The following is a 12550-nucleotide window of genomic DNA, read 5'->3' as shown; positions in this document are numbered from 1 at the left end:
ACAGAAGATCCTGGCCACCTGGACCGGCGCCTGCTCGATATGCGGCCAACCCGCGCCCACACCCGAACCCCACCACAAGACCTAACAAAGCCCTAGTAGAAGTCCGCGTAGAACTGCTTGTACCAGGCGTACCGATCCGCCTTCGCGGTCGCGGCGATGTTGTCGAAGACCTCCTGCGGCACCCCGTCGGGGTTGTCCTGGCGGGCGACGAGGAACGGCTCAAGCGAGGCAAGGAAGGCGAGCTTCGCGACACGCTCATGACCGTAGCGACTCACGTAGCGGGCGAGTTCCCCGGTGCCCATCGAGAAGCCGACGAGGACGACATCCCGCAGGTCGAGGGTCTCAAGGACCGTGTTCAGGTCGGCGGCGAAGGTGTCGTAGTCGTAACCGGAGTTCACCTTCGACGACTGGCCGAAGCCCCGACGGTCATAGGTGATGACCCGGTAGCCCTGGGCCAGCAGCTCGCGCGTCTGGCGTTCCCAGCTGTGCCCGTTCAGGGGATAGCCGTGGATCAGGACGACCGGCTGCCCGGAACCCTGATCCTCGTAGTAGAGCTCGACCGGCGTACTGTTCTCTGTGCCGACGGTGATGTAACCCATGATTTCTTCCCCTTCTGGCCGGCGAAACGAACGCCGGCCGACATCATGCGTGTGAAAACTGTGTGTTATCGGAGGGTGCAGAGATGTCGCGGCTCCGCATCGGCCAGCGGTGGGGCACGAATCTCACCGTGCGCGTTCAACGGATCTGACCTCGTCCCGCGGTCGCAGTGTGTAGGTCAGCGTGTCCCACGTTGTCGACGACCGTGACTCGGCCACCATCGCCGGGATCGGGATCGGGAATGATCGATTCTGGATCGACGAGGTAGACCTCGTGACCATCCAGCGTCAGCCGGCGCGCGACTTCCAGCAACATGCGCCGTGCCACGTCGTCGATCGAATGGACCCTTGTCAGGTCCAAAGCCACCCTGACGTCCGAAGGAGAAATTCCCTCGGCTTCCTGCACAACTCTCTCGGCTCCGGCAAAGCCGATGCCACCTTGCAGTTGCAGGACCCGGAGCGCGCTCGGTCCGCTGCCGACGACATGGTTGGACCGCACGACGGCACGCGCAGCGGCTGGGACCCCCATCACATGCAGACCCATGTCCGAAGAGAATCGCTCGAACAGTGACACCCCGCGAACGCTGTTCCCGTGCCTGTCCAGTCGTGGTGAGAACGTGGCAATTCCGATCTGCCCGGGGAGCGCGCCGATCAGGCCCCCGGCCACCCCGCTCTTCGCCGGAATACCGACCTGGGTCGCCCAGTCACCAGCGGCGTCATACATTCCACAGCTGAACATGACGCTCAGCACCTGACGTACCACCGCTTCCGGAACCACCTGCTCACCCGAGAGAGGGTTTATACCGCGGTTGGCCAACGTCGCGGCCGTCATGGCCAGATCTCGCGTGGTGACGAGCACGGAACACTGGCGGGTGTAGCCGTCCACGATGGGCCTGGGATCCTCGGTGAGGATGTCGTGACTGCGGAGCATGTGCGCGATGGCGAGGTTGCGGTGCGCGTTCTCCATCTCTGACGCACATACCGCCTCATCGATCCTCAGCCGACGACCGGCGAAAGCCGAGAGGCCGTGGAGCACGCGTTCCACACGCTCTGCCGGATTCAGGTCCTCCGTGCCGGTCAGTGAGTGCACGGTGATCGCGCCGGCGTTGATCATGGGATTGAGAGGGCGCCCGGTGTCGCTTTCGAGGGAGATCTCGTTGAACGCCTCTCCTGACGGCTCGACACCGACTTTGGCGAGCACAGAGTCGAATCCGCGATCAGACAGGGCCAACGCATATGCAAACGGCTTGGAGATCGATTGGATGGTGAACTCGATATCGAAGTCGCCGGCCCCATAGACTTCTCCGCCAATCATGGCAAAGGCCGCACCGAGGCGCTCGGGATCCGCTGCTGCGAGCTCAGGGATGTATCCCGCCGGCTCTCCGGACGCATCCGACTCCACATCTCTCAGTACCTCGGCCAAATAGTCGGGAATGATGGGCCGCATTCGTCCTCCAAGCATCATTGCAACGTTCACGCCGTGTGAGAACCGCGTTGCGTGCGCCCTGGTATCGGGCTGCACCTGACAGTCGGTGTTTCTGTTACGAGGGTTCCAAAAGTTTTGTCGGAGCAGGGGTGGCGGTGAGCACGCGAAGCTGGTCGGCGTCGACATTGGCTCCGAAGGCGGGGGTTGCGGGCTCAAGCCGGACCCCCGCCGCAAGGTCGCCGATGGGGAGTGGGTCGAATCCGAGCGTGTCGATCAGCGCAGACACCACAGCGAGATCCTCGGGCGAGTCACCGGCGAGCGCGATGGCCTTGCGTCCGAGACCGCCGGCTGGACGAGCCTCGTCTTCGAGGTCGTGGTAGCCCATGTGGTTAAGGGCTTTCACGACACGTGCGCCCGTCAGGAACCGCTGAACGACTTCGCTCGAAGAGGTATCGGCCGGGAGGATCGCGTCGCGGGGACCATCGACCTCCCACCAGTGGTTCATCGCGTCGATGACCAGCTTTCCTTCCAACTCCGGAACTGGGAGGTCACGGTGTTTGCCGAGCGGGAGAGCCAGGACCACCACGTCGGCGGCAGCCGCGGCCTGGGCCGGCCACACGGCGGTCGCTCCGGGGGTGAGGATTTTGACGGTAAGCGCGATCTTGGAGGGGTCACCGGACCCTGAGATCAGGACTCGATAGCCGGCGGCGACCGCCAGGCGCGCCAGGACGGTGCCGACTTTCCCGGCTCCCAGGATCCCGATAGTGGTGACAGGGTTGGTCATCGCGTCGCTCCCGCCGTGGCCGCGGGCTGCTCGGCCAGAAGCTCCCGGACCCGAGGGATGACTTGGGTGCCGTACAGCTCGACCGAACGGAGACGCGCGGAGGCGGAAACGGTGCCGGCGGCGGAGTAGATCAAGTCGAACCGGCCCGCGTTCAGTACCCGGATGGCATGAGCGATCTTGCTCGCGACCGTCTCGACCGAGCCGACATACAGAGACCCGCGGTCCACTTCGGCGTCGAATTCCTCCCGGCGGAGCGGCGGCCAGCCGCGCTGCCCCCCGATCCGGTCGCGGATCTCCTTGTACCCGGGGTAGAAGAGCTCCTTGGCCTCTTTGTCGGTGGAGGCGACGAAGCCGGGCGAGTGCATCCCGATCGGCTGTGCGGTCGTGCCGAACTCCTCGCTGGCACGCTGGTACAGATCCACGTAGGGAGCGAACCGGTCAGGGGCGCCGCCGATGATGGCCAGCATGAGCCGGAAGCCGTACTGAGCGGTGCGGAGCACGGACTGCGGTGTCCCGCCGACCCCTACCCAGGTGTTGAGACGTCCCGAATCCGTCTTCGGGTACACGTCCGCATTGTGCAGGGCGGCACGCGTGGTGCCTTCCCAGGTGACCGGCCTCTCGTGCAGGAGCCGATGGAAAAGGTCGATCTTCTCCTCGAACAGCACCTCGTAGTCCTTGAGGTCGTACCCGAACAGGGGGAACGACTCGGTGAAGGAACCGCGTCCGAGGATAACCTCGGCGCGACCGTTGGAGAGCGCATCGACCGTGGCGAACCGCTGGAAAACTCGCACCGGGTCGTCCGAGGACAGCACTGTCACGCCCGAGGCGAGCCGGATGCGTTTCGTGGTTGTCGCGATGCCGGCCAGTACTGTCTCAGGGCTGGAGATCGCGTACTCAGGCCGGTGGTGCTCGCCCAACGCAACAACGTCGATGCCGACCTGGTCGGCGAGGACCGCTTCGGTCACGGCCGCGCGGATCGCCTGCGCGTGCGAGACGATCACGCCCTGGTCGTTTCGGGGCCGGTCTCCGAAGCTGTCGATACCGAACTCGATTTGCGAAGCATCCGTCGTGTTCACTTTTTTCAACGCTTTCGTTGTGTCGGGGTGTGGTGGTGCGTGGTTCGCGACGACCGGGCGGGACGTCCGTCCCGGGCGACCTGCGCGGGTTGGCTGCCCGTCAGGTCACGCGTGCCGTCATCGTCGGCCAGCAGTTCGCGCGCAGACGGGGGAGGGGATCCTGTTCGCCGGACATCGATGCCTTGCTCCGCGGTCCGCTCGGTCACCCACACCACCTCCGCCAATCTAGTTGACATGTAAACCATGACATCCTTATGGTTTATGTGTCAACTAGAGTGGGGTATGGTGGCTGCAACTGCACGGCGGTGAACTGGTGCTCAGTGGCATCCGGCGGGGGCGACAACAAGGCCGTGAAAGCCTCCCACGGTGGGCGATGGGCGATGGGCGATCCGCGTCTGTGGCCATTCATGGCGCCCGGCCCTGAGTCGGGGCAATGGGGCGGTCCGCGCGCGACGCCCCGACGGGCGTTCGCGACAGCCGCCGTGATGAACGGCCCAGATATGAAGGCCCTAAGCGCCAGCTACCGCGATGATGGCAGTCCGTTACGTTGCGGTTTCCGACCTCGCCGAGTGGACGTCGCAGTGTCCGTCCGCCTCGGCGTAACCGATGTATTAATCGGGTTCTTCGGTATTAAGAGAAGGCCACGCCATGACCAATCAGACGTATTTTGCCACCGCTTCCCTGCCTGCGGCTCATTTGGTCGACAGTTCTCATCCGCAGTTTTGTAGTACGGCGTGATCAATCTCGCGGTGCCCCCACACATTGCCCTTCTAGGTCTGGCCTACATGGGCGTTGAAGCCGTCATTGGCGGCCTCTATGTTGGAGCCAGGAGAATTCTTCGATGGAGGTTTCGGTCGTATAGGGGATCGATCGCTCATCGGGTCGGCCAGCTTTCGGGAGTCTGTATCCTCGTGCTTGCGGGGGCGTTGGCTGTGAGCAGTGTTTGACGTGGATCGTCCACGTGCAAATGTTGCTGTGCTGTGAGATTTGGGCGGACCAACGGTCGTACTCCGTATGGCTGGTGTGCCAACTCCAATGGTGAACGTGACGCCGGGCGAGGTGATGTCTCCGCCGGGCCGCAGTCCCACATGGGGTTGAGTACCGGGTTGGTCCGGTTCATCGGGCTGGCCGAGGTCGCCGTCACCGTTCCCGTGGGATCCGCCCCGCCCGGCCTGCGTCCGACGGTCTGCGCACCAGGGTGTCCTCGCCGGGTTGGGGGGGCTGACCCCCGTGATCCAGGCAGTCGCGTCCCCGCGTCGGGTCAGTCCGGTTGTTTCTCCATGTGGTCCAGGACGCGCTTGGAGATCCGGGCGAGTGTGCTGAGCTGGTTGGGAGTCAGGGCGTCGATGAACAGGCGGCGGACGTGCTCGACGTGCTGGGGTGCGGCCTCTTCGATCGCCTTGTAGCCGGCCGGGGTGGCGACGATGAATGCTCCGCGTCCGTCGTCGGGGCATTCCTCCTTGGCCACGAGCCCGCGTTTCGTCATCCGCGTGACCTGGTGGGACACTCGGCTCTTCTCCCACTCCATGCGTTTGGCCAGGTCCGAGAAGCGCATCCGCCCGTCGCCTCTTTCGGTGAGGTTGACGAGCACGAGGTAGTCGGAGGCTGACATGCCGGAGTCGGCCTGGATATGTCGGGACAGTCGTCCGACGAGTGTCTCCTGCATGCGGATGAAGCTGTCCCAGGCGGCCTTCTCTTCCTGGTTGAGCCAGCGTGGTGGTGCGTCCATGGGGGCAGTCTAACGAAATCGTTGACAGCTCATCTACTGGCGAGGACGGCGATGCAACCATCGGGGGCGACCGCGTCTGTCGTGACCAAGATACTTCCGCACACCCGGCCCCCGATGCGCGAGCCGGAACGTGCCGGGACCGATGCCTGTCGGACGGGCGAGGAACGTCGTCGAGGGTTAAGTTGATGCATCAACTCAGTGAGGCTAGGGTGAGGTCTTGGCTGACGGGATACGGTCGAGTTGAGCGGGATCAGACCCCACAAGGAGGACACATGGCGGTCGAAGTGAGTGACGTGCCCGAGGCGAAGCGCTACGAGGCCCGTGTCGATGGAGAGTCCAAGGTGGCGGGCGTCGCGGAATACATTCGCACGAAGGAGCTCGTCGCGTTCGTGCACACCGAGGTGGAGGCGGAGTACGAGGGCAGGGGAGTCGGGTCCGCGCTGGCTCGTACAGCCCTTGACGAGGCACGTGCCGCGAACCTGCGGGTGCTGGCCACCTGTCCCTTCTTCGCGGGCTGGATCAGCCGGCACCCCGAGTACCAGGACCTGCTGTACCAGTCCCGCAGCAAGGTCAGTGACTGAAAGCCGAGCACGGCAGTAATGGAGGCGGGCATGAGCGGCGAATCCGAGCGGAAGGCATACCGGACGGAGTCGATCACGGTGACCTTCGAGGCCAGGCGCTGCCTGCACGCCGCCGAATGTGTCCATGGCCTGCCCGAGGTGTTCGACCCGACGAAGCGACCGTGGATCCAGCCGGACAAGACTACGGCCGAGCGTCTGGCGGAGGTGGTGCGGCGCTGCCCCTCGGGCGCGCTCCAGTACGAACTCGTGGAGGGCGGGACAGAATCCCCCGACCGGCCGACCACGATCACCCGCAGTGCCGCCGGGCAGTTGACCGTGCGCGGGGAGCTGAGTGTGGACACGCCGCAAGGCGCGCGCGCCGAGACCAGGGTCGTGCTGTGCGGCTGCGGGCAGAGCCGCCTTCAGCCGTACTGCGATCACGCGGGGCCCTGCGGTCGATGACGCGGCGGCCGTGTCCGCTTCCCGCAGGTGACACCCAAGATCCTGGAGTTGAGCAAATGTCCCTCGCCGTGCGGTTCTCCGAGTACGGCACCCCTGATGTGCTGCGTGTCGTCGATGTTCCGCCGCTCACCGCGGGCCCCGGGCAGGTACGGCTCGCGGTGCGCGCCGCAGGCGTCAATCCGATCGACTGGAAGATCCTGCACGGCTTTATGCGCCAGGTGATGCCTGTCGATTTCCCGGGCGGCCTCGGCTCCGACGTGGCCGGCGTGGTCGACCAGGTCGGCGAGGGCGTGACCGCCTTCAGCATCGGTGACAAGGTGCTGGGGGCCTCCCTTACCCCCTCCTACGCGCAGTCCGCGCTCGCCGACCCCGCCGCACTGGTCGCCAAGCCGGCCTCCGTCCCGTGGGAAGTTGCCGCGACCCTGGCCGGTACGGGCATCACCGCCTGGGAGGTTCTCCACAAGCTGAAGCTCTCTGCGGGTGAGACGCTGCTGGTCCATGGCGCGGCCGGTGGCGTGGGCATGTTCGCCGTACAGTTGGCCGTTGCTCGCGGTGCGCGTGTCATCGGCACCGCGAGCGAACGCAACCATGAACAGCTCCGCTCTTTCGGTGCGGAACCGGTCACCTATGGCACGGGCCTGGTCGACCGCGTACGAGCGATTTCCCCCCGGGGAGTCGACGCGGTCCTCGACGCCTCCGGTCGCGGTGAGATCCCGGACTCGATCGTACTCGCCGGCGGCCCGGCACGGGTCCTGTCACTCGTAGCCTTCGACGCCGCGAGCACCGGGATCCAGGTGCACATGACCGAGCCGGGAGCGGGCGGTCCCGAAGCGCTCCGGGGCATCCTCGCCCTCATCGAGGCGGGGCGGCTGCAGGTGCCTGTCGCGGGTACCTACCCCCTCGGCGAGGTTGCGGCGGCACTGGCAGTGAGCCAGTCCGGGCACCCGGGCGGCAAGCTCGTGGTACTCCCGGCGTAGAGCCTGGGCCTGCGTAGCCAGACCTCCGCCCCGTCGGCCGAAGGTTCGGCGCGCCTGACAGAGGTCCAGCCGGGCGGATAGGTCTCGCGGGGCAAGTGCGGGACCGCTTCGGTCGGGGTCGCCCGGCAGTACTGCGGTGCTCTGGGTAAGCGGGCCGGCTGCAAGGTACCGGTCGGCGTGCACGCGGCCACCGACACCGCGTCCTGCCCGGAGAACTCCTCTGGCTCGGGTGAAGCCGGTGGTCAAGCCGCTGGACGGCCTCCTCGCGGCCATGGCGGCCCTGAACGCCGCCCGCGTGTGGGCCGAACCGGCGTCTGGCCGGTGGCGTTGTGCCACTCGGGCGACTTTCGCGGCGATCACGGCTGAATCCTGCGCCACACGTTGATTAATCAACCAGAATGCGCTTTAGTTGATTCATCAACAATATCTCCTCGGGTAGGGGTAATGGCATGAGTGAGAAGAAAGTCGTCGCGGTCGCCGGAGCCACGGGTGCACAGGGAGGCGGTACCGCGCGGGCGATCCTCGCCGATCCGGACTCGGGGTTCACCGTGCGCGCGCTGACCCGGAACCCCGACTCACCCGCGGCCAAGGAACTCGCGCAGCTCGGTGCGGAGGTCGTGCGGGCGGACTTCTACGACGAGCCGACCGTGCACGAAGCGTTCGAGGGTGCCTACGGCGCCTTCCTCGTCACCAACTTCTGGGCGCACGGTTCGGCGGCCAAGGAGAGGGTGGAGATCGAGGTTCTGGTGCGGGCCGCGAAGAATGCCGGGCTGCGGCACGTGGTGTGGTCGACGCTGGAGGACACCCGCGAACTGCTGCCGCTGCAGGACGAGCGGATGCCTGTCCTGCAGGAGAAGTACAACGTCCCGCACTTCGACGTCAAGGGCGAGGGTAACGAGCTGTTTTGGCAGGCCGGGGTGCCGACCACCTTCCTGAACACCACCTTCTACTTCCAGGGATTCCTGTCGACGATGGGTCCCGAGCGTGCCGAGGACGGCGTACTGACGCTGACCCTGCCGCTCGCGGACGGCAAGCTGCTGGCCGGCGTGGACGTGAACGACATCGGCCGCACGGCGCTCGCCATCCTCAAGGACGGCGAGCGGTTCATCGGCCGGACCGTCGGCCTCGCCGGCGACCACCTGACCGGCGCCCAGTACGCGCAGAAGCTGGGAGCTGCGATCGGCGAGCCGGTGCGCTTCCAGTCGGTGCCCTACGATGTCTTCCGCTCCCTTGGCGCCCCGGCGGGGGAGGAGATCGCCAACATGTTCCAGTATTACGGCGACTTCGACCAGGAGTTCACCGGCGCCCGCGACCTGAACCTTCTGCGGGAGATCAACCCGGCGCTCAAGAGCTTCGACGACTGGCTCGCCGAGAACGCCGCGAACATCCAGGTAAGCTGACCCGCTACCGTCGGCGGGCCATGCCCCGAGGGTGCCGCTTTTCCGGGGACACCCTCGGAATGCCGAATGAGGGGAACGCGTCTTCAACGGCGCGACGTCGTGCCGCTGAACTGGCAGGAGCAGGGGCACTGGGAGCTCCCCGCTCGGCGGGGCTCCTTCGGCTGGGGCGGCATCGCTGGTCGGTCGACCGAGCCAACCGTTGTGAACTGAGGGCCGGACCGTCGACGAGCGGCCGCGGCCTTTTCATGAAAGAGCCGGTGCGTAGGTTGACGGCAGAGGAGCAGCATGCGTGGCTGAGCTTTGTCCGCATGCATGAGAGGCTCATGGTCCGGTTGTCTCGCTTGTTGCAGACGGAGTCCAACGTTTCGCCTGCAGACTTCGCCGTACTGGTCGAGTTGACGGACGTACCGGAGGGACGGCGGCGGTTTCTGGACATCGCCAGGGCGTTGGCGTGGGAGAAGAGCCGGATGTCCCATCACATCGCCCGGATGGTGAAGCGTGGTCTGGTGGTGCGGGACAGGAGTCCCGAAGACGGCCGTGGCACGTTCGTGGTTATCACAGACGAGGGGCGAGCGGTGATCGAAGCCGCCGTCCCGCGTCATGTGGAGGCGGTGCGTAAGCTCTTCCTTGACAACGTCACGCCGTCGGAGCTGCGGTTGCTGGCTCGGATCTCCGAGCGTGTGGCGGAGAAGCTGGACGAGGAACCATCCCGTCTGGAGCGGGCGGCCCGGCCCACGTCACGCGGTCGGCGTGAGCGTCGCCGCGGTGGCGGCTGAGAGCGGATCGCGCCTCATGAAGACCCGCGCGACACTGCAACCAAGTCTCCGCTGCACTGGCCACGTCCAAGGTCAGCGGTGTGGCGGGCCACCCGCCTCTACTTGTCGGGACGCGGCGGTACGGGGTGCTTGCTCATGATCGACACGCGATTGAACGCGTTGATGGTGACCGCCACCCAGATCGCGGCTGAGATCTGGTCTTCGGAGAGGACCTGCCGGGCGGTCTCGTAGGCGGAAGCCTGGGTCGTGGCGTTGGCCGGATCGGTTGTACTCTCGGCCAGCGCCAGGGCGGCGCGCTCCGAGGGAGTGAACAGGCCGGTGTCCCGCCATGCGCTCAGGATTCCGAGTCTCTGCGGTGACTCACCGGCGCGCAGAGCCGCTCTATTGTGGATGTCGAGGCAGTAGGCGCAGCCGTTGAGTTGCGACACGCGGACGTTGATCAGTTCCACGGTGGTGCGGTCGAGTCCGGCCTCGGAGGCCGTTGCTCGGACCGCCTCGGAGACCTGCCCCAGGGCATGGAATGCCTTGGGGCTCTGTTTGTCGATGAAGATCCTGCGGGGCGGGGAGCTGTGGGTGTGGTTGCTCACGTCGGGGGCTCCTTCGGGCCACGCTGGGAATGGCCTGTGTTCGGGCGGGTGCTGTGGCCATTGGCCTGCCTCCATGGCGCCATAGTTGATGCAGCAACCAGATCGTGTAGGGGGTACTCTCGGTGAGCAACACGGAAACCGATGCCGCTGCGCTGCTCTGCGGTGTGCTCGTCGAAGATGACCGGCCGACCGGAGCCCCCAGGGTCGATGCCCTGTCGGCGAGAGAGGTCCCCCTCGGCGGTCCACGTGCGATGCGTGTGCGGCGGACGCTGCCCCAGCGAGAGCGCACACTCATCGGCGCCTGGTGCTTCGCCGATCACTTCGGCCCGCACCAGGTCGCCGAGTTGGGCGGCATGAACCTGCCCCCGCATCCGCACACCGGACTGCAGACGGTGAGCTGGCTGTTCAGCGGCGAGGTCGAACATCGCGACACCCTCGGCACCCACGCCCTGATCCGGCCCGGCCAGATGAACCTCATGACCGGCGGTCATGGCATCGCCCACTCTGAGGTCTCCACCCCGAACACCACCGTCATCCACGGCGTCCAGTTGTGGGTCGCGCTGCCCGAGGAACACCGCAACGCCGAGCGGGACTTCCAGCACTACGTGCCCGAACTCGCCCGGGTCAACGGGGCCGAGATCAGGGTCTTCCTGGGCTCGCTCGCCGGAAGCACCTCCCCGGTCCGGACCTTCACGCCGCTGCTCGGCGCCGAGATCGTCGTCGAACCGCACGTGACGCTCACTCTCGCCGTTGATGCGGCTTTCGAGCACGGCCTTCTCGTGGACAGCGGAGACATCCGTCTGATCGACACTGTGCTGCGGCCTGCCGAACTCGGATACGTCCCTCGCGGCGCGGACACCCTACGGATGGTGAACGAGACCGACGCGCCGGCGCGGACCATCCTCCTCGGAGGACCTCCCTTCGGGGAGGAGATCGTCATGTGGTGGAACTTCATCGGCCGCAGCCATGAGGACATGGTGAAAGCCCGCGAGGACTGGGAGGCATCCTCCGACCGCTTCGGCGTCATCGAGGACCTTCCCGGCGGCCGCCTTCCCGCACCGGCCCTGCCGAACGCCGTCATCACACCGCGCCGGAACCCGCCGGCCCGCTGACCTCCCTTACGAAAGGCACACCATGAGCGAGTCCTCCACCACCACGGTCGTCGAGCGTGTGGACGCCGATCACCGGTACGAGATCCTGGTCGACGGCCGACGCGCCGGTCTGACCGCCTACCGTGACCTGGGCATGCAACGTGTCTTCTTCCACACGGAGATCGACGAGGCATTCGCCGGCCAGAGGCTGGGCCTGCAGCTGGTCCAGCAGGCACTCGCCGACGTGCGCGCATCCGGGATGCGGATCGTCCCGGTCTGCCCCTACGTCGCCAAGTTCCTCAAGCGGCACGACGAGTTCGCGGACATCACCGACCCGGTCACACCTGATGTCCTGCGATGGCTGAAGGCGCAGCTTGGCTGAGTGTCTTCTCGGCCTGGCCGGCGAAGTCGTGCGCCCTTCGTGCCCGGCGTTTTTGTAGTCGGCGTACGGCTCGTTCGTCTTGGTGTCCACGCCGGTCACCGGGGCACCAGGGGCCGGGCCCATGCTCGTTGAGGCACCGGAAACCGGAGGACCTGATCTCGGGACGCGTTGGTCAGGAGCACCACGGATGGCTCCGCCCGGCCCCAGCCACCGAAGGCAGCGACGTGTCCCAAAGCGACGAGCACGTCGTCCCGCTCCAGGAGGTCGAATGCCTCCACGAGATCTGGGTCATGGCGCGGCGTAATGCCGGGCTCAAGGCCAGGACTCCACTCCAAAAATCCTGCTGCGGTTCCAGCCGGGCGGCCAATCGTCTCCTTCGCCGTGCACCGCGCGCCTGAGCGGTGAGAACCTGAAAGGTTGTCCGGGAACCAGTGGTGCGATCGGTGCGCCGGCTGGGCATGGGTGGGTGTCCCGCCAGGTCGGAGCGGCTGCTCGGTCCTGACGCCGCGGTCGTTCCGATCAGGCTGACCACCGTGTCGCGGGCGGCTTCCAGAGCGACGCTGAAGCCGGCTCGGTCGGGATGGCAGCCGGGCATTGTCTGAGCAGACCGATCCGGTCGCGGCCGGGCCAGGCGAATACGGCGACCGCGACCTTGGACGCGCGCTGAGGTGCCCGGAGCAGCACCTGAGAACGAGGGGATCCGT

The 12550-nt window shown here is 66.2% G+C and carries 12 protein-coding genes and 2 pseudogenes; 8 read left to right on the top strand and 6 right to left on the bottom strand.

The features are described from left to right. Positions 1–95: 95 nt before the first annotated feature. The 5 genes and pseudogenes from ACFY2B_RS35500 to ACFY2B_RS35480 form a co-directional block, all read right to left on the bottom strand. Positions 96–599, bottom strand: a pseudogene (locus ACFY2B_RS35500) (alpha/beta fold hydrolase); the annotation flags it as partial. A 136-nt stretch (positions 600–735) separates the two neighbouring features. Beyond that, on the bottom strand, positions 736–2043 hold the full coding sequence (locus tag ACFY2B_RS35495; RefSeq protein ID WP_390767158.1) for a glutaminase: 1308 nt from the start codon (positions 2041–2043) through the stop codon (positions 736–738). Positions 2044–2137: 94 nt separating this feature from the next. Then, a complete protein-coding gene (locus ACFY2B_RS35490; RefSeq protein WP_390767157.1) occupies positions 2138–2806 on the bottom strand; it encodes an NADPH-dependent F420 reductase in 669 nt (222 codons plus the stop codon). After that, entirely contained in the window at positions 2803–3891 is a 1089-nt protein-coding gene (locus ACFY2B_RS35485; RefSeq protein ID WP_390767156.1) for an LLM class flavin-dependent oxidoreductase, read from the bottom strand. Before ACFY2B_RS35485 ends, ACFY2B_RS35490 begins: the two co-directional genes overlap by 4 nt. 1252 nt (positions 3892–5143) lie before the next feature. After that, positions 5144–5611 (bottom strand): MarR family winged helix-turn-helix transcriptional regulator, encoded by a 468-nt coding sequence (locus ACFY2B_RS35480; protein WP_390767155.1) that lies wholly within the window; start codon positions 5609–5611, stop codon positions 5144–5146. Positions 5612–5883: 272 nt separating this feature from the next. Between ACFY2B_RS35480 and ACFY2B_RS35475 the strand changes: the two genes are divergently transcribed. The 6 genes and pseudogenes from ACFY2B_RS35475 to ACFY2B_RS35450 all read left to right on the top strand — a co-directional run bounded on the left by ACFY2B_RS35475 (position 5884) and on the right by ACFY2B_RS35450 (position 9786). Continuing rightward, positions 5884–6192, top strand: coding sequence for a GNAT family N-acetyltransferase (locus ACFY2B_RS35475; RefSeq protein ID WP_390767154.1), 309 nt, complete (start codon positions 5884–5886; stop codon positions 6190–6192). 30 nt (positions 6193–6222) lie between these two features. Then, entirely contained in the window at positions 6223–6633 is a 411-nt protein-coding gene (locus tag ACFY2B_RS35470) for a (4Fe-4S)-binding protein (RefSeq protein WP_390767153.1), read from the top strand. Positions 6634–6689: 56 nt separating this feature from the next. After that, the gene (locus ACFY2B_RS35465; protein WP_390767152.1) at positions 6690–7610 is read left to right on the top strand and encodes an NADP-dependent oxidoreductase; all 921 of its coding nucleotides are present in this window, start codon (positions 6690–6692) and stop codon (positions 7608–7610) included. 93 nt (positions 7611–7703) lie between these two features. After that, a pseudogene (locus tag ACFY2B_RS35460) lies at positions 7704–7820 on the top strand (transposase); the annotation flags it as partial. Between the two features lie 239 nt (positions 7821–8059). Next, positions 8060–9010, top strand: coding sequence for an NmrA/HSCARG family protein (locus ACFY2B_RS35455; RefSeq protein ID WP_390767151.1), 951 nt, complete (start codon positions 8060–8062; stop codon positions 9008–9010). A 308-nt stretch (positions 9011–9318) separates the two neighbouring features. Further along, positions 9319–9786, top strand: coding sequence for a MarR family winged helix-turn-helix transcriptional regulator (locus ACFY2B_RS35450; protein ID WP_390767150.1), 468 nt, complete (start codon positions 9319–9321; stop codon positions 9784–9786). Positions 9787–9884: 98 nt separating this feature from the next. Here ACFY2B_RS35450 and ACFY2B_RS35445 read toward each other — a convergent pair whose 3' ends face one another. Then, complete coding sequence (locus ACFY2B_RS35445) at positions 9885–10373, bottom strand: carboxymuconolactone decarboxylase family protein (protein ID WP_390767149.1); 489 nt, start codon at positions 10371–10373, stop codon at positions 9885–9887. Between the two features lie 122 nt (positions 10374–10495). Between ACFY2B_RS35445 and ACFY2B_RS35440 the strand changes: the two genes are divergently transcribed. Further along, entirely contained in the window at positions 10496–11485 is a 990-nt protein-coding gene (locus ACFY2B_RS35440; RefSeq protein ID WP_390767148.1) for a pirin family protein, read from the top strand. 22 nt (positions 11486–11507) lie between these two features. Next, on the top strand, positions 11508–11846 hold the full coding sequence (locus ACFY2B_RS35435; protein WP_390767147.1) for a GNAT family N-acetyltransferase: 339 nt from the start codon (positions 11508–11510) through the stop codon (positions 11844–11846). Positions 11847–12550 lie beyond the last annotated feature (704 nt).

The sequence above is a fragment of the Streptomyces sp. NPDC001270 genome (assembly GCF_042896695.1).
Lineage (GTDB): Bacteria > Actinomycetota > Actinomycetes > Streptomycetales > Streptomycetaceae > Streptomyces.
This window is presented reverse-complemented; position numbering and strand designations above follow the sequence as displayed.

Bases quoted from the DNA above. Each gene is read 5' to 3' on its own strand.
- ACFY2B_RS35490 (WP_390767157.1), bottom strand. From the start codon at position 2,806: ATGACCAACCCTGTCACCACTATCGGGATCCTGGGAGCCGGGAAAGTC.
- ACFY2B_RS35475 (WP_390767154.1), top strand. From the start codon at position 5,884: ATGGCGGTCGAAGTGAGTGACGTGCCCGAGGCGAAGCGCTACGAGGCC.
- ACFY2B_RS35455 (WP_390767151.1), top strand. From the start codon at position 8,060: ATGAGTGAGAAGAAAGTCGTCGCGGTCGCCGGAGCCACGGGTGCACAG.
- ACFY2B_RS35480 (WP_390767155.1), bottom strand. From the start codon at position 5,611: ATGGACGCACCACCACGCTGGCTCAACCAGGAAGAGAAGGCCGCCTGG.
- ACFY2B_RS35495 (WP_390767158.1), bottom strand. From the start codon at position 2,043: ATGCGGCCCATCATTCCCGACTATTTGGCCGAGGTACTGAGAGATGTG.
- ACFY2B_RS35435 (WP_390767147.1), top strand. From the start codon at position 11,508: ATGAGCGAGTCCTCCACCACCACGGTCGTCGAGCGTGTGGACGCCGAT.
- ACFY2B_RS35470 (WP_390767153.1), top strand. From the start codon at position 6,223: ATGAGCGGCGAATCCGAGCGGAAGGCATACCGGACGGAGTCGATCACG.
- ACFY2B_RS35450 (WP_390767150.1), top strand. From the start codon at position 9,319: ATGCATGAGAGGCTCATGGTCCGGTTGTCTCGCTTGTTGCAGACGGAG.
- ACFY2B_RS35465 (WP_390767152.1), top strand. From the start codon at position 6,690: ATGTCCCTCGCCGTGCGGTTCTCCGAGTACGGCACCCCTGATGTGCTG.